At 41.4% G+C, this 18578-nt stretch carries 8 protein-coding genes; 1 reads left to right on the top strand and 7 read right to left on the bottom strand.

Features of this window, described 5'->3' with window-relative positions; translation table 11 throughout:
* Nucleotides 1–85: 85 nt before the first annotated feature.
* Entirely contained in the window at nucleotides 86–2698 is a 2613-nt protein-coding gene (gene ppsA, locus ACR5KR_RS03615; protein WP_448265475.1) for a phosphoenolpyruvate synthase, read from the bottom strand.
* A gap of 801 nt (nucleotides 2699–3499) precedes the next feature.
* On the opposite strand from ppsA, the gene ACR5KR_RS03610 reads away from it, so the two are divergent.
* On the top strand, nucleotides 3500–4225 hold the full coding sequence (locus tag ACR5KR_RS03610; RefSeq protein ID WP_445627734.1) for an alanine--tRNA ligase-related protein: 726 nt from the start codon (nucleotides 3500–3502) through the stop codon (nucleotides 4223–4225).
* Between the two features lie 287 nt (nucleotides 4226–4512).
* Here ACR5KR_RS03610 and ACR5KR_RS03605 read toward each other — a convergent pair whose 3' ends face one another.
* The 6 genes from ACR5KR_RS03605 to ACR5KR_RS03580 all read right to left on the bottom strand — a co-directional run bounded on the left by ACR5KR_RS03605 (nucleotide 4513) and on the right by ACR5KR_RS03580 (nucleotide 18527).
* Nucleotides 4513–5310 carry a 2OG-Fe(II)-dependent halogenase WelO5 family protein gene (locus ACR5KR_RS03605; protein WP_448265474.1) on the bottom strand — a complete coding sequence of 266 codons (798 nt, stop codon included), beginning with the start codon at nucleotides 5308–5310 and terminating at the stop codon, nucleotides 4513–4515.
* Nucleotides 5311–5530: 220 nt separating this feature from the next.
* On the bottom strand, nucleotides 5531–7540 hold the full coding sequence (locus ACR5KR_RS03600) for an ABC transporter ATP-binding protein/permease (protein WP_448265473.1): 2010 nt from the start codon (nucleotides 7538–7540) through the stop codon (nucleotides 5531–5533).
* A gap of 105 nt (nucleotides 7541–7645) precedes the next feature.
* Nucleotides 7646–8467 (bottom strand): pyrroline-5-carboxylate reductase, encoded by an 822-nt coding sequence (gene proC / locus ACR5KR_RS03595; RefSeq protein WP_448265472.1) that lies wholly within the window; start codon nucleotides 8465–8467, stop codon nucleotides 7646–7648.
* Nucleotides 8468–8498: 31 nt separating this feature from the next.
* Nucleotides 8499–9605 (bottom strand): zinc-binding dehydrogenase, encoded by a 1107-nt coding sequence (locus ACR5KR_RS03590; protein ID WP_448265471.1) that lies wholly within the window; start codon nucleotides 9603–9605, stop codon nucleotides 8499–8501.
* Nucleotides 9606–9642: 37 nt separating this feature from the next.
* Nucleotides 9643–10437: a 2OG-Fe(II)-dependent halogenase WelO5 family protein gene (locus ACR5KR_RS03585; protein ID WP_448265469.1), complete on the bottom strand. Its 795-nt coding sequence runs from the start codon at nucleotides 10435–10437 to the stop codon at nucleotides 9643–9645.
* Nucleotides 10438–10808: 371 nt separating this feature from the next.
* The gene (locus ACR5KR_RS03580) at nucleotides 10809–18527 is read right to left on the bottom strand and encodes an amino acid adenylation domain-containing protein (protein WP_448265468.1); all 7719 of its coding nucleotides are present in this window, start codon (nucleotides 18525–18527) and stop codon (nucleotides 10809–10811) included.
* Nucleotides 18528–18578 lie beyond the last annotated feature (51 nt).

Below are 18578 nucleotides of genomic sequence, written 5' to 3'. Positions count from 1 at the left end.
GAGTTTAAATTCCTTACCATGAATTCCCTTTCCCCTTTCCCCAGCCCTCACAAGCGCATTTTTGGGTTGGCAGACTACTAGTATATTAACTGAGGATTTCTATATAGCCATCCGTTCCATTCACCCGGATTCTCTGTCCGTCTTCAATCAGCTTGGTAGCATTCTCCACTCCGACAACTGCACTTATGCCATATTCACGTGCGATAACTGCTCCATGTGTCATCAGTCCACCAACTTCGGTGACTAGGCCTTTTATGGATACAAACAATGGTGTCCAGCTAGGGTCAGTAAAGGAGGTGACTAATATATCTCCATCTTCTAGATCGGCATCTTCCATGTTTAAAATGACACGCGCTCGTCCCTCTATAACTCCAGAGGAAACAGGTAGACCTATAATAGCTTCAGCAGGGAGATTTTCTCGTTTGTACCGACCTGCAATAATTTCACCATCAGACGTGATAACACGTGGGGGAGTTAGCTTTTCATATAATTTGTACTCGTCTTTTCGTTTGCTGATAAGCTGGTAATCCAGTTTATTTGTGAGTACGACTTCGCGAAGTTCTTCAAAAGTGAGATAATATATATCTTCTTTTTTATGAATAACGTTGGCTTGTACGAGTTGTTCGGCTTCTTTCAGTAAAGCCTGCTTATAAACGAAGTAGCGATTAACTATGCTGTATTTTGGATATTCTCGATAACCGATGAAATTCCGAATTAGGCGGATCATTCGTTTTGTTTCTTCGGCTTTTTTTTCACCATCCGGTAATTGCTTCAATCGATTTAATAACTCTTGTTCTTTTTTCAAAGCTGACTGTCGCCCTTGCTCAAATTTGCGATCGCTTTCACCAGGCTCAAAATTTTTGATGTTACTGAGAATCATCGGAACAAGTGTGGTTGGGTTTTCGCTCCAACGAGTTCTCGTAAGATCGATTTCTCCAACACATCGCATTCCGTATTTGTGAAGAAAAGTAGCGATCGCGTTCTGGGCTTCCTGTCCACCCTCAAGCTTCACCAATTCACCTAGAAAGTTATCCTCTTTTACCTGTTGCAAATACTCAATGACTTCCGGGTAAGGACGAATCGCATCCGCAACATCCAATAGTGCCAGACCCATTTCCGACGTAATATTGTTGGGTGCTGATTGAGAAAGTGTATCCGCTGCGTTTTTTTCGCCTAACCACTCGTTCATTTTTTCATTGATCCAGGAGGAAGCATTCATCCCAGTCATAAGCACACCAAAACTCTGTGAATCAGCGTTGGTCTTTTTTAATTGCTGGATATCTTCCAGGATAAAATCAAACAGATCCGCTCCTGATTTTGTTTGGATGGTTTGTTTTAACGCGTCGATCGAGGTTTGACTCTGTTGAATCAAATCAGCAACAATCGCCGGATCGTAGTCGTTTAGGGTTTGAAAATCCGCAGGCGATCGACCTTTACCGCTTTTGCCGGAACTCTGCTCGTCGGGTAACGATTTTATAAAATCTCCCCGCTCTAGGATGGTTGTAAGTGCGTCTTTCATGAGCGGATCGGATTTTCCCAATGTGACGTTTAATACCGTTTCTCTGCTGACAGGTGAAGCCAGCGTCGCTGTAACATCAACAAACAACCTTCCACCAGCAGTGTGCATGGGTGCATGGGTCATTAACAGGAAAAAAGACAATCCCAATGGTTTCATGGCATCGGTCATCATTTGGTTGTGACCGACAGATACATAGACGTGATTTTCGCGATCGCTTGTTTCAGGAATGGGATATAAAGTCGTGATGGGGCGACTCTGGACAATATGAAATGTGTCATCAACCAAACACCATTCGATGTCCTGGGGGCAGCCGAAATGTGCTTCAATCTTCCTACCGATGCGCTCAAGCTGCAAAATCTGCTCGTCTGTCAGTGCTTGTCTATTCTGCCGTTCAGGTTCAATTTCCTGTTCTTTCGTACCGCCATCTTTTAAGGCGTAAATAGCCAGTTTTTTGGTAGATATCTTCTTATCAATAACCTTGCCGTTACACACTTTATAGATATCAGCATTCACAAGCCCGGATACCGTAGCCTCACCAAGTCCGAAGCCCGCATCAATGGATAACACCTTCCTGTTAGAAGTGACGGGATCGGCAGTAAACAAAATTCCTGCCACCTGGGGAAATACCATCTTCTGAACAACCACAGACAGGTGGACTTGACGGTGGTCGAAGCCGTTTTGGAGGCGGTAAATTATTGCTCTCTCGGTAAATAGCGATGCCCAGCACTTACTGATATGCTTTAAAATTGCTTCCTTCCCGATAATGTTCAAATACGTATCCTGCTGGCCTGCAAAAGAGGCTGTCGGTAAATCCTCAGCAGTTGCGCTGGATCTTACTGCATAGGCGTTTTTTTCTCCAAGCCTGGAGAGGTGGTGGGCGATCTCTTCATTAATGTCTTGAGGAATGGTTATCCCTTCGATGAAAGAGCGAATCTCACCGCTAAGTTCGCCGATTTTGTCCCGGTCTTCCACCAATAGATGCGATAACTGTTCGAGTAATTCGTTAATCGACGACGTTTCCCCAATGATTCTTTTAAAAGCTTCAGTAGAAATACAAAAGCCATCTGGTACGAGTATTCCTTCAATTTTGGAAAGTTCCCCCAGGTTCGCGCCTTTACCCCCAACAAAGGTGAGTTTTGTTTTGTCTATATTTTGAAAACCAAGCACAAATGAACTCATCAGTTTTCCTCCTTGGGCAATTCATACTTTGGTAATATGGTTGCCATACCTTGCGGTTCATTGATGTATTTACCACTATGTAAGGGGCTGTATGTCTCGTTGTAAAAATACAGGCTCTAAGGATTTTTGAAAAGTATTTTTGGTAACATCTAAGTCTCAGAAACCTAACCCCCCTAGCCCCCCTTCCCTACAAGGGAATGGGGGTTTCAAAGCCTCTCTCCGCTTGCCTAACGGCAGGCTGACGCCAACGGGGAGAGGAATGGAAGTGGGGTTTATAGTATACTTTGTGACTTTTCAAACAACCTCTAAGGATTTTTGGCAATAAACTGCATCATCTGTCGATCGGGTTCACCCCAGAAAAATTCTTTCAGGCTGTCTTCAGCCCCTCAATTGCCTCTGCTGGGATAGCTGTCTTGATTGCTTTCAGTATCTCAGTATCCTGTATGTTTGGAGACAATAAAGAAAATTCTTTCAGATGCACCGGGTTATCTTTAATTCTAAGCGACAATACTTAATTTAACGTGAGTTCGACAAGCCCTTTTTTGATCTCTCCCCCAACCCCTCTCCATGTTGGAAAGGAAAGCCAAAACCCTAATTTCTCGTTGCTCCTCCCTTGCCCGTGGGAGAGGTTCATCGAATTCACGTTAATTTACATAACTTTTGGGCTTAACTGAACCATATTACAGTATAGGTTGCTTATTTCACCCCCTTATTCAGAGTAATATATCTTCTGAACAAACTCCAGTCTTCAAGATGGATGAGGTTTATAATCGGGATCAAAGTCAAGTTGAAAGATTTTCTATGTCCACAGTACTTGCTTATCTTGAAGATACCTATAAATTTACTTATCAGGCTCGCGTTGAGTATATTGCTAATGATGAGCGGGGTGATTATTGTGTACTCGATAGTACTGTGTTTTATCCACAGGGTGGTGGTCAGCCTTCAGATATAGGCACAATTGAAGCCAGAGGAGTTCAGATTCCCATCACTTTCGTAAGCTTTGTAGATGAAGAAGTTCGTCATTATGGAGATTTTTCATCTATATCTTTAGAAAAAGGTGAAGAAGTAATTTTATATGTTGATGAAACCCGTCGTATGCAAAATGCTAAAGCTCATACGGCTGGACATCTCATGTACACAATAGTCGAATCCCTTGATAAAAATCTCATCGCAGTCAAAGGATATCATTTTCCGGATGGTTCTTATGTAGAGTTTCAAGGAAGCCCTTCATTTGAAAATACTGAAAAATTTATTGCTGAAGTTAATACAAAAATTAGTGAAGCTTTAGATGAAGCTAGCAATGTAGAAGCTTCACTGATTACATCAGAAGAATTGGCAGTGCGTTGGTCTAATATACCCAATAACCTACCTCCAGGAAAACCTTTAAGAGTAGTAACAATTGCCAATCTTCATCCAACTCCATGTGGTGGAACTCATTTAAAATCACTTAATGAACTAAAAAGTGTAGTAGTTACTAAAGCCAAACGTCAAAAAGGAAATCTAAAAATTAGTTATAAATTCGAGTAAATTTATGCTTTTTTAATCTGAAGTTACTTTCAAACAAAAAATGCTGATATTTATGCAGAGCCTGAGGCAGTCCGGTTAGTCCAGCAGGGAGGGTTTCCTTTTGTAGGTGACTGGCGTTAACGAGCTTGCGGGCGATCGCTAATTTTACTTATAATATCGTGTCCGCTTAAAAACTTATCATTAAGACCGCTCTAGGGGCAGAGGGGAGGAGTTTTTAGGCTTTCTGCATAGAGAAAGGGAATCATAACTAATTAGCCGGACATGATATTATAAGTTCTAATTTGTCTTTACGACCAAAAAACTAAATCACCTCCCGGCATTTTTCCAATAAAAGAGTTAATTGTTATACGTTCTCCCATGCCTGGCAAGACTTCATGAAAATTACGGCTGTTGAAGATGACCAAATCTCCTGTGAGCGGAATATTATGTTTTACTTCTGAGGTAGCTATTAAAGAACGATCGTAGCCATAGGAACCAGGAGTTTTATATTTTTCATCTTCAGGCTGCCACTGTCGGTTATAGACTTTGCAAACACCTCCTTGACTAGGCGCTTTGACATAGAGATTCCATACTAATTGCGAGGTAATATTTCCTATTACCCAATCTGGAGCATCTAACCCTGCAAAGTCTATGTGTAGCAAGGCAACATTAATCTGACGTATCAATCCAGCGAAGTAATATCCATAAGCTTCATTTTCGTAAGCAATTTGTACTTGACTAGAGACATTCTGCCGGAGAATTGTTGTCAAACGTTTTAGCGGGTCAAAAGATAAGGAAGTTACCTGATTATAAGTTTTGTTAGCTTTTTCAACCGCATCAAAATATCCCCTTTTATCCTTTTTTATATATTCAAATTGGGTAATTCCAATTCTTCCTATTGGTGGTTCCACATTTTTATAAAAATTAAACCCAACTTTTTCAATTGCCAAAGCTAATTTGTGACATTCTTCAGATGAAGCAAATTTAGAAATGCGAATTGATGGAATTTCATTTCTCAGCAATGCTTGGAAATTTTGCTGATTCATTTCACAGTCATTTAATGTTTGCCACTTTGTTGCTCTTAGCATGGTAACTTTCTCACTCATAATTTCTGGTAAATTAAGTTGTTGTCAAAACAGGAAATGATGGAAATAAAGATAAAATCAAAGTTAGTTTTTTATTTGGTCTTTAAGCTGTCAAACCCACATTCCGCAGGTGCGATTGCAATCAGCCAAAAAAGGGAGTGTCACTTTATCCCCACACTATAAGCAGGGGAGAAAAAGTCTTAGTAAAGCCTATCAATTAGATAATTTATTTTTTACTTTGTTAAATTCTCACCCATTTCAACACTTTGGGATCTTTGTCATAGCGATAGGTTAAGCCATCCCTAGTAGTGATAGACTCCCCTTTGCTTGCCTTACTTCTAATAGTGGAAACAGAATAGTTCGTTAATGCATTCATTTCTTTATGAGAAAACCTTTCGCTTGTACTGATTTCTAATTGTGGTTCATTATTAGGTAAAACATCTGTTGTGTTTTCAGCATTTTCATAAGTATTAGTGACAATTTCTCTTGCTTTTTGCAGTCGATAATCCTGCACGGTTACAAGTTGCCAACTGGAATCTTGTGAGAGTTCTAAAACCCATTGATGATAATTAAATAGACTTTCTCGATGTCCAACACTAATAAATGTTGTTTTTGTCTCTTGTAGCTGTTGATATAAACTCCCTTCATTTCTTAAATCTAAAGCACTCGTTGCCTCATCTAAGATAGTGAAGCTAGGATGAGTAACTAATAGTCGAGCAAAGGCTAAACGTTGTTGTTCTCCCAAAGATAATATGTTTTCCCAAGGAACTTCAGTATCAAAACCTTCAACTCGACTGAGCAAGTTTTGCAGGTTTACTTGTTGCAAAACATCTTTGAGTTCTGCATCGGTCATCTGACGATTTGTATTAGGATAAAGTAATTGTTCGCGCAAAGTTCCTAAGATAATGTAAGGACGTTGGGGTAAGAATAAGACATCTTGTAGCGGAGGACGCACCAGACGACCAGTTCCCGCATTCCACAAACCTGCGATCGCTCTCAATAAAGAACTTTTACCTCGACCACTTGGCCCGACAATTAATAAACCTTCTCCAGACTGAACGTTTAATGACAAGTCTTCGACTATCACCTGTTCATAGTTAGGTGTTTGTAATGTCACATGCTCAAAAGCAAATTGCTTCTCTTCTATTGTTTTAATAGTACTGACATTTTCGGGTTGTTTAGTTACTTCTTCTAAGGCATCTGAAAACTCAGATAAACGCTCAACATAACTAGAAAATCGCCCAGAAACACTAAATTCTCGAATTAATTCTTCTAAAGCACCAGCAAACATATAGCAAGCTGTAGTAGCTTGTCCAACTTGTCCGAAATCAATTTCACCTTTAATATATAAAGGTGCGAGTACTACGAGTGCGATCAGTTCGATAACAGCCCGATATCCTCTGTTAAAAATTTCCTTACTTCTCTCCCAATCAATCTTTTGTTTAATCTCTTTGACCAAAATACTAAATCGGCGTTGAACTATATTTAGTTCCTGTTCTTCTCCTCGGAAAAAAGCTATCGACTCGGCGTGATTGCGAACATGAGTTAAACAATAGCTATAATCAGCTTTAGCCTCAAGTTCTGCCTGATTAATCTTAATTAATTCTTGATTTAAGTAAATAGCAATAAAGTTGCCTACAATTGTATAGATAATTAGAGCAATAGCTATCTGTTGCGAAATTGTCCAGACAACTATTAAAAAGGTTATCATTTCCAGTACTTTTTCTAGGAAAGTGGCTGAAAAACTGAGAGCATTACCAGTAACTGGTTCAATCTCTTGAGATAAACGTTGATCTGGATTATCAATATCTGATTGAAAATTAATTTTATAATAAGCACGTTTGTTTAAATATTTATTTAAAACATGATTATTGAGCCATTGATACCAATCAAGAGAAATTTGTTTTCTTACAAATTTAGTCAGTCCTACTAGAAGTGTTATTAATACAAGTCCAACAGCATAAAAAGCTATAGTATAACTAAATTTAGAATAATCCTTCTCTTGAATAATAACATCGATTAAATAACGATGAATAAAACTATTAAAAGTAGTTACACCGACAAGAGTGAAGATGAGAAATATTAGGAGAATCAGCATTCCCCAGGCACGAATCACATCTGAAAAAGCTCTTTCTCCTGGCTTGTTTGGGTACCAATAAGGGCCAGCGATCGCTTTTACATTTTCCCAAAATCGAATAAAGTCTGTAAAAAAATTTGTTGCGGGTTTAGCTTGAATAACTTGGGTTGACATATTTGATAAATAAACTGGAATTTCTGAAAATTATATTTCATAGTTTTTAGTGTTGAATAATCAGTAATAATTACCGAATCAAGAATACCATTCACCACTACTTATTCAAATCATATTGCCTAACTGTTGAGTGCGGCTCAAAGCAGTAAGCACGGCATTAGAGATGACAGTTCGCATCCCACCTTTTTCTAACTCGTAAAGACCAGCAGCAGTCACTCCACCAGGACTCGTTACCTTGTTGCGTAAGACTGCTGGATGTTCATCAGTCTGAAACATTAGTTCTACACTCCCAGCAATCGTATGCAATGTTAGTTCTTGGGCTTGTGCGCGAGTTAAACCCATCTGTACCCCAGCATCAATCATCGCTTCGATGTACAGAAAGATAAACCCAGTGCCGGCGCTACTCAACGCCGTTGCCATATCCAAATAATGTTCATTTTGGGTAGTAAATTCTTTGCCTAATGCTTGTAAAATGACTTGCGTATGCGATCGCTGTATTTCTGTCACACTTGGTGATGCGCTCCACACCGTAGTCCCATGACCAACTTGTACAGCAATATTCGGCATTGTACGAACAACAGCAGGATGATTCAACCCTTCGCACAGAGATGCAATACCTACTCCACCCACAATACTAATTACTAAAGCATCAGGTGAAATTTTATCCTTCAGCATAGCCATAACAGAGGTTAAAACCTGCGGCTTTACAGCCAATATCACAATCGATACGCCTTGTATAGCTTCTATATTGGAGGTTGTAGTACGTACTCCATATTCCCTTTCTAAATACAGGCATCGCGTAGAAAGTGGGTCACTGACTATAACTAAATCGGGTTGTTGAATAGTTTTTGTCGATAACAATCTACTAATTATCATTTCGCCCATCGTACCACCGCCGATAAAGGCAATTTTTAAATCTTTGAGCATATCTTTCTCCTTATTTTATATGTTGTTGGTATCAATATAGATTAGGTTGAATTACAGCTTTTAATACAGAACCTTGTTCAACATCCGCCAGAGCTTGATTAATTTCTGCTAGTGTGTATGAACGACTAATTATCCTCTCCCAAGCAATATTTTTACTGGAATCACTATGGCGTTTTAGTAATTCAATCATTCTGTAAAAATGGCTGAAATCAATTCCCCAAGTTCCGCGAATATCAATATGTTTGAGATTAATTTCTAAGTGGGGATTGATGAGAATTTCACCCGTGTTTGTGTAATGCCCGACAACCACATAACGACCGCCATTTCTCGTCATATTCAAACCCTCTTTGACAGCAATGGGAATGCCTGTGGCTTCAATAGTGACATCAGCACCATGTCCGTGTGTCAATTCCAAAACCCGCTCAATATGTTGTTGTGGGTCGTTAGCATTAATTACCAGGGTTTCATCTACGCCGAAAGATTTGGCAACTACTAAGCGACTTTCATATTTATCAATGACAATTACTTTACCTGCACCTGAGAGTAAAGCCAGAATTGCCGCACTCAAACCTACAGGGCCGCAACCCTGTACCACGACAATATCACCAATTTGAATTTGCGCTCGATCGATAGCGTGTAGTGCAGTTGGTAAAGCACATCCCCCAGCAATGAATTGCCTTGGTGAGACTTCTTCAGGTAAAGTGAGAACTTTCACCCCTGGTTTGAGGTAAATCAATTCAGACCAACCACCTAGTAATCCATCTTTGGCTGAGTAGGTGACACCATAAACCTTGCGTTGTGGACAGCGAGTGGATGCTTTGGCTACTAGACAATACCAGCAGTTGTAACAGGTTTCGTGAACATCGAGAAAAGTAGCGATCGCTCCAGGCTGAATTAATTTACCATTGACATCACTAACCTCTCCACCTGTTTCCACCACACGACCGACTGAAAAGTGACCGGGGATAATTGGATATGGTACTCCTTCTAAATGCCCACGGAGTAAATGTACATCAGTTCCACAAACTTCAGAATATATGGTTTCAATAATGATTCCACCCTTTTCTAAAATAGGGTTTGGTAATTGTTGGATTGTAACTGGCTCATTAGGCGCAGTCATCACAGCTGCATTGGGCATGAATCATTACCTCACTTTGGGCAGGGGGCTGCTTTCTTCAAGACCAGAAAATAATTTCACCGTTAGGAAGTAAGCCAATCATGGAAGTGAAAGCTACACGCTGTCCATGCATCGGCTCAACATAGTGAAAGTTGGTTGTATTAAAAAGCAGTACATCTCCTACGTAAGGTTGGAAAGCGATCGCATCTGCATCCGCAATTACTCGATCGCTATATCCGTAGGAATCGAGTTTATATTGCTCATCGCTTGGTTGCCAACGGCGATCGTAAATACAAGTTTTACCATGATTGTTGTCAGATAATTTCAAATACAAAGTCCAAGAAAGTTGAGCAGTAATTGTACAAACTTCCCATTCAGATTGCTCTATTGGCGCAAAATCAATATGAATTTGGGTTCCATGCTCTATTTTTCTGATCAGTCCTGCATAATAGCTACCGTAATCTGGTTCAGAAGCAATTCGCACATTCACGCCACACTCTCGAAATTTCGCCATTATGCGCTCTAATGGATTGAAGGAAGCTGCTGTAATGGAGTCTCTTAATTTAGCTGCTCGTTCTACTTCTTTAAAATAATTTCCTTTACTAATGCTGTTATATTCAAACACTGTGATGCCAACTTTTTCAATTTTAGGAGTGACATCTTCATAAGCGTTAAAGTTGAGCGATTGAGATTGAGTATATAACATCTCACACTCTTCGGGTGTGGCAAATTCTTTCAACCGAATCAGAGGAATTCGGTGTTCGAGAAGCATTTTTAAAGTTTCTGTAGTTAAGGGATACTCTTGTTTTTTATCCCACAGTGTCGATTTAATCTGATTAGAAGCAGCAGTCATAATACAATTCCTTACATTTAAATTTCAAATTTCGGTTTTGGTGAAAAATCAATACGCTTGGGTTAAAGGTTATTGGCGTCGAAAATTGGTCTTTCAGACGCGATGAATCGCGTCTCTACATGAGTTACAAATCTCAATTGATATTCATACTCAACAACGCCATATTTGCTTTAAAACTTCCAAAAAATAAATTATCTAATTTACTCAGATAATATATTTCTCTTTCCCCCTGCCCCCTGCCCCCTGCCCCCTGCCCCCTTTCAAGGGCAGGCTTTTAGGCTTTCGATAAATAGTTGAGAATGTTCTCAATTATTGAACGTAGTTTTAAGTTCTCAGACAATGGTTTTGGTTTTAAAATCCCAAAAATTTGTCTAATCAAAAAAACCTGCCCCAGAAAGCCCCCTGCCCCCTGCTCCCTGCTCCCTGCTCCCTGCTCCCTGCCCCCTGCCCCCTTGCCTACATAAGGCTTGCTGAATGCAATTTTTCAATTGTTCGGCTAAGACTTGGACGTGGGGTTCTGCCATCATCGTGATATGATTGCCTGGAACAAAATGGATATCTACTGGTTCGCAAGAATACTCACTCCAGCCCCAGGTCGAATCTTGGGAAATTTCAGAAAACTTGCTATTCAACCGTTCCGGGGGAGTCTCGCTGGCACGTAGAAGCGTAATTCGACCCGGATAGAGATGTTTTGGTACATAATTAATCAGAGATAAAGAGTTTGCTTTTAAAGCTTGCACCATGTTTTTCAGCTGATTAATTTCAGCGTGAGGAGGCAGCATATTCACCATTTTTAAATGCTGTAAAACATATTTTAGTTGCTCCTTTTCAGATAGCGATCGCAGGGTATCGTAAGAAATATCCATGTTGGTTGATAGAGAAACTTCTACTGCTTTGATCGCCTCAATCAACCACCGAGCATGATCCCAATCAAGACGCTCAATACGTGCTTGTTTGTCTTTAGAAGTTGGTGCTGACATATCAAGTATGACGACTAAAGCAACCTCATGTCCCCCATCGAGCAACTGATTCGCCATTTCAAAAGCTACTATACTTCCTAACGAATGTCCTCCTAAAAAGTATGGCCCTTGCGGCTGGACGGTTTGCATTGCTTGAATGTAATGACTAGCCATATCCTGAATTCGGGTGTCTGGCTCTACATCTAGATTGTTTGCTTGAAAACTGTATAATGGTTGCTCATCTCCTAAATAACGCCCTAAGTGATATAAGTAGAAAGGTTCGCCGCCAGCGCCAGGAATGCAGAAGAAAGGTAACTTTGAACCGTTTGGCTGAATTGGTACTAGACAAGACGAATTTGAATAATTCGAGTCTATTTGCAAAATTGTCGCTAACTGTTCAATAGTTGGGTTTTGGAAAAGGCTTGTTAAACTCACATCTTTACCAAACTGCTGCTTAATTTGAGTTATTAAGTAGGGGGCTAAAAGAGAATGACCACCTAAGTCAAAAAAGTTATCTTGTACTCCTACTTTGTCAACTTTCAGAATTTTTGACCAGATTTGCACCAGTTGCAGTTCTAATTGGTTACGGGGTTCGACAAATGTATCTAGGTTATTAATGTTAGAAGGTGTAGGCAAAGCACGGCGGTCTACCTTACCGTTGGGTGTCAGGGGCAAGCTATCTAGGAAGACAAAACTAGAAGGCATCATATACTGTGGTAGCTTAGTGGAGAGGAAGCGCCGGATTTCACTAATGGTAGGTGTTGAATCCTGATTGGGAATAATGTAAGCCACTAAGCGTTCTTCATGGGCAATTACAACAGTCTGATGTACAAATGGATGTTGTGCTAATACTGTCTCAATTTCTCCAAGTTCAATGCGTATGCCGCGAATCTTGACTTGACGATCGAGGCGACCAAGAATTTCGAGAGAGCCATCTGGAAGATAGCGACCGCGATCGCCTGTATAATACAACAAATCCCGCTCATCATTGCGAAAATGGTTTTTAACAAACCGAGAGCGCATTTCTTCTAGGGCGTTAATGTAGCCCAAACTGCGAAATGGTGTCCGCAAAACAATCTCGCCCGCTTCCCCAATACCACACAATTGACCATTTGCACTCAAAACTAGAGCTTGAGTTTCCGGAAGTGTCCGTCCTACTGGCTGTACTCCTGGTGTGGGTTCATTAGGTACTTGGTAATAACATTTTGCCAAAGTTGTCTCTGTCGGCCCGTACAGATTAACGATTTCACCTGCTTGGAGGAAAGCATCTCGCCATTGCAGTACAAGCGTTTCTTTCAGAGGTTCTCCGGCTAAGAATAACCAGCGTAAGTTATGCAGAGATACTTCCGAGGGGACACTAGTTAACCATGATTGCGCCAAGGAAGGAACTGTGTGGAGAACAGAAATCTGCTCGCGTTCCAAGTAACCCAAAATTTTCGTTGGTTCTAACTTATCCTCTGGTGTTGGCAGACACAAGGTTGCACCACTGGTCAAAGGTAAGAAAATATCTCTTAAAACGACATCAAAGGAAAGTCCTGTTAATTGGGCAATGCGGTCTTTTTGATTAATTCCAAAGGTTTGTCTTTGCCAATTGAGAAAATGCGCCATCCCTTTGTGACACCCCAACACTCCTTTAGGAACGCCAGTAGTACCAGAAGTAAAGAAAATATAGGCTGCATCATTAGCAGATATTTCCGGCAGAAGTATTGGATGACTGCTTTCTTGGCGATAATTTATAGCTACTGCTGTGTCTGGATTTATACAGATAACAGTTAAAGACTGCCATATTTCCCGGTCTTCTGGGTATTGACTATCGACATACAATATGCATTTAACTTTAGCTTCCTGAAGCATTAGCCGTTGGCGTTGACTAGGAAGTTGCGGATCGATGGTAAGTAAAACTCCTCCACTCAAGAGAACAGCGATCGCACTGGCAATCAATCCAAAACTTGATGTGCCGTACACCGCTACGACATCTCCCCGTTCGATTCCGTGACTTAGCATCACCCTAGCTAAATCTTGAGAGCTTTTGCTTAATTCCCTATAGTTCCAAGTGCGAGATCCTTGACGGACTGCTGGCTGTTCTGGGGTGCTATTTACCCAAGAGGTAAACGTTGTTGTAACTAATTCGTATTCTGGTTGTGGTATGGCTGTTGTGGGATCTGGTAGTAAAAATCGGGTTTGTGGTGTGACAAGAGAATAAGAGGCGATCGCACTATCAGGTTCAGCCACAATTTGATTCAGCAAATGATGGAATTGTTGCACCATTTCCACCATTCGTTCTGAAGTAAATAAATCAGCATTATAGAGTAGTTGCAGAGTTATTCCTTGTTCGTATTCTGCAACATACAAGCTTAAGTCAAACTTGGAAGCCGCTTCTGACATCGATATAGGTTCTACAGACAACCCAAAAAGTTCTAGTTGGGTGTTTGCCAAATTCTGTAAATTAAACCATACCTGAAAAATTGGGTTATGGCTGAGATTTCGTTCTGGCTGCAACGCTTCCACCAACATTTCAAAAGGCAAATCTTGATGAGAGTATGCTCCCAGAGCCACTTCTCGCACCTGTGATAATAGCTGGCTAAAACTGGGATTACCATCCAAGCGGGTACGCAACACCAGGGTATTGACAAAAAAGCCAATTAACCCTTCAATTTCTGCACGGTTACGGTTAGCGATCGGCGTACCTATGCAGATATCATCCTGCCCACTATAGCGCCATAGCAATATTTGGAATGCTGCTAACAGCGTCATAAACAAGGTGACACTTTCTTTTTGACTCAATTGTTTGAGCGCAACACTTAATTCTTTTGAGAGTGCCAACTCTTGATATGCGCCGTGGTAAGTTTGCACAGCCCCTCTGGGGCGGTCAGTGGGTAGTGACAATAAAGTTGGTGCATTGGCTAGTTGTTGTTGCCAATAACTCAGTTGGCTTTGGAGTACATCCCCTTGCAACCAGTTTCGCTGCCAAATGGCAAAATCTGCGTACTGAATCGGCAGTGGTGCTAAAGGTGACGGCTGACTTTGAGAATAAGCATTGTACAGAGCTACTAATTCCTGGACAAACACACCCATTGACCAGCCATCACAGACAATGTGATGTATGAATACTAACAAAGCGTGTTCTGTCTCAGACAGCACAACTAATGTTGCTCTGACCAATGGTTCATTTGCTAAGTTAAAAGCTTGAATAGCTTGTTTTTGCACTAATTGCTGCAAAGCAATTTCTTTTTCGGTTACTTCGGCTTCGCTCAGTACAAGTGTGGATAAATGCTTCAAGTCAACAATAGATACTGTCCAAGGTGTAGATGTTAGTTGGCTTAAAGGAAGCCTCTTGCTCCCTGCCCCCTGCTCCCTGCCCCCTGCTCCCTGCCCCCTGCCTATTTCCTGTTCCCTAATAATTTGTATTGGTTGTCCATCAACGGTAATAAAGTTAGTACGTAATGCTTCGTGGCGATAAATAATTTCTTGTAAGCTTTTTTCTAAAGCTGCTTGATTAAGAGTTCCTGCTAAACGCAAAGTTAGAGGTATGTTATAAGTGCCACCAAGAGACTGTAACTGGTCTAAAAACCACAAACGCTGTTGAGCATAAGACAGTGGTAATTGTGTATTTTTTGCCCTTGGTAAGATGGGTGGTGTAGAAAATTCTAAGTCTTGTACTGAGCGAAGTCGAAGTACTTGTTGCTGCAATTGCTCAAGCGATCGCGCTAATTCGGCAATTGTTGCTTTGGCAAACAACTCACGCAATGGTAGTTCCACTTTAAAAATGTTACGGATACGTGAAAGCAATTGCGTTGCTAGTAATGAATGTCCCCCAACTTCAAAGAAGTTATCATCTATACCCACTTGCTCTAGTTTCAGCACTTGTGTCCAAATTTGTGCCAGCATTTCCTCAATGGGTGTGCGTGGGGCGACATATTTGCCTTTTTGTTCGCTGTGTAAATCTGGTGCTGGTAGGGCGCGGCGGTCTACTTTACCGTTGGGAGTTAGTGGCAGGGACTCCAGCACTACAAAAGCATTTGGAACCATGTACTCTGGGAGTTTTGCTTTTAGGAATTGCCGCAGTTGGTTGATTGTGAGTGTACTTCGACTTTGCTCAGTACAAGTTACCTGTGGATACGGTACTACGTAGGCGACAAGGCGCTTCTCTCCTGGGATATCTTCATGGGCGATCGCACAACAAGTCTGCACATCACCATGTTGGCTCAGTGCTGTTTCAATTTCTCCTAATTCAATGCGGAAGCCACGGACTTTTACCTGATTGTCAATGCGCCCTAAGTATTCAATGTCACCATTCGGTAAATAGCGTGCTAAATCCCCAGTTTTATAAAGGCGCTCAGAATTAGAAGATTGGTCTTCTGTTTCCCCTCTGCTCCCCTGCCCCTCGGTCACTGAGCGTAGTCGAAGTGCTGCTCCCCTGCCTCTTTGAAAGGGATTGGAGATAAATTTCTCTTGTGTCAACTCAGGACGGTTGAGGTAGCCTCTTGCTAATCCCACACCCCCAATGTGTAACTCTCCAGGCACACCAATGGGAACTGGTTGCAAATTTTCATCTAAAATGTAGACTTGCGTATTGGCGATCGCCTTACCAATAGATATTTTCTCATCTTCAGGAGTGCATTTGGCAATAGTCGCACAGACACTAGCTTCCGTTGGCCCGTAAGCGTTGAAGAAGTTTCTGCCAACAGACCACTGCTTGATTAATTCAAGAGGACAAGCTTCTCCGGCGACAATTATTGTTTGCAGTGTCGGCAGTTCCTCCACAGGCATAACTGCTAACGCCGATGGTGGTAGGGTGATATGGGTAATGCAATGCTTACGTAATTGCTTAATTAATGGTTCTCCTGGCAATAGAGAGTCTTTAGTTCCTAGATAAAGCGTTCCACCTGAAAACAGAGCCATCAAAATTTCTGAGATGCTTGCATCAAAACTGAAGGAGGCAAACTGGAGAACGCGACTAGAACAAGTCAAGCCAAAAGTTATTTTCTGAGCTTGAGCTAAGTTGCACAATCCCTGATGCTCAACCATCACACCTTTGGGTCTACCTGTAGATCCTGAAGTGTAAATCAAATTAGCTAGATGAAAAGCTTTGACTCCACTGCTTGGATTATCTTGATTGTTTTGGGCAATTTCTGACCAAGCTTCATCTAAAAAGACAACTTGTGCTTGATTTGGAGGAAGTTTGTCAATCAGTTGTTGTTGAGTTAACAGCACCGAAACAGTAGCATCTTCTAGCATGAAGCGCAAACGCTCAGGCGGATACTCTGGATCTAGTGGTAAGTATGCTCCACCTGCCTTGAGAATACCTAGTAGTCCAACTACCATTTCTAAAGAACGCTCCACACAAATGCCCACCAGCGTGTCTGGTTTGACACCCAATGAGTGCAAGTAATGAGCTAACTGATTAGCACGACAATTCAACTGATGGTAGGTGAGTTGTTGATTGTCAAACACTACCGCTACAGCATCGGGTGTACGTTCTACCTGTTCTTCAAACAACTGATGAATACATTTATCTTGGGGATAATCTACTTGAGTATTGTTCCATTCAACGAGTAACTGCTGTTGCTCAGATTTTGTCAGCAGAGGCAATTGTGCAATTCGCTCTTGAGGATTAGCAACAATTCCTTCAAGTAATGTTACAAAATGCCCACTCATTCGCTCGATTGTGCGCTCATCAAACAAATCAGCGTTGTACTGCCACATACCCACCAATCCAGTGCTTGTACTGAGCGTAGTCGAAGTGCTTGTATTCTGCATTGATAAAGTTAAATCAAACTTGGCAGTTGCACCTTCTACTGGTAAAGAACTGATAGTTAAGCCAGCAAGTTCTACTTCAGATATGGGTGCATTCTGGAGGACAAACATCACCTGAAACAGTGGCGTATGGCTGAGGTTTCGTTGTGGCTGCAATGCTTTTACCAACTCTTCAAAGGGCAGGTCTGGATGAGCGTAAGCTTCCAATGTCACCTGCCGTACTCGACTGAGCAATTGCCCAAAACTGGGGTTGCCTGACAAATCGGTACGTAATACTAAAGTATTGACAAAAAAGCCAATTAACCCTTCAAGTTCTAAGCGATCGCGGTTAGCAATGGGCGTACCCACTACAATATCATCGGAGCCTGTATAGCGATAAAGCAAGGTAACGTAAGCACAGAACAGCGTCATAAATAGGGAAGCTGCCTCTTGCCTGCTAAAATTAGCGATCGCTTGACTCAGTTCGCTTGATAATTCTACATATTGGACTGCGCCCCGGTAAGTTTGAATGGCTGGTCTAGGTCGGTCTGTAGGTAATTCTAGTAAGGTAGGAGCATTTTTGAGTTGTTGCTTCCAGTAATCAAGCTGCGTTTGCAGTACTTCTTTTTGCAACCATTGCCGTTGCCAAATCGCAAAGTCGGCATACTGAATTGGTAGCTCTGGTAGCTTTGGGGACAAGTTATTACATAGAGCTGAGTAAATGATTGCTAACTCGCGCATCAATATACCTGTTGACCAACCATCTACTATGATGTGGTGGACTGTTAGTATAAAAGCGTGTTCTAGCTCTGTGAGTTTCACCACACAAGCTCGGATTAAAGGAGAGCTAGCAAGGTCAAAAGGTCGAGCAAGTTCAGTCGTGGCTAATTTTTGGCAAGCGATCGCTCTTTCACTTTCCGGTAAATCTGTTAAATCTACTACTGGCACACTTAAGGTTAAGCTGTCAGCAATAATCTGGACTGGGCGATCGTTGATGGTGCGGAAGTTGGTACGTAAAACTTCGTGGCGAGCAATAATTTTGTTGAGACTTTGCTCTAGCGCCACAACATTCAACTGACCGTGAAGTTTTATAGCTGTTTGTTCGTTGTAGAAGGGGCTATCTGGTTCCAACTGGTTTAATAACCAGAGTCGTTCTTGGGCAAATGACAGAGGTAAGTTCTGGAGGCGATCGGCTTTGACGAGGGGTAAATCTGTGTCGGGGTTCGCATTTTTCTCTTGCAGTAACAAAATAAGTTCTGCCTTATGGTTAGCTAATAAGTCACGAGTTTCTAGCGTTAATACGCCCTTTGGAGCATTGGCACGCAGCTGCTCACCTTCAACCCACAACTTCACACCCTGTTTAGTAAGATTAGCTAACAATTGCTCGACATTCACAGAAAAATTACCTCCACTTTGCCTAATTCGTAATTCGTAATTAAAGAATTA

The sequence above is a fragment of the Nostoc sp. DSM 114159 genome, assembly GCF_053470285.1.
The sequence above is the reverse complement of the archived record's forward strand: the minus strand, read 5'-3'. Positions and strand labels throughout refer to the sequence as shown.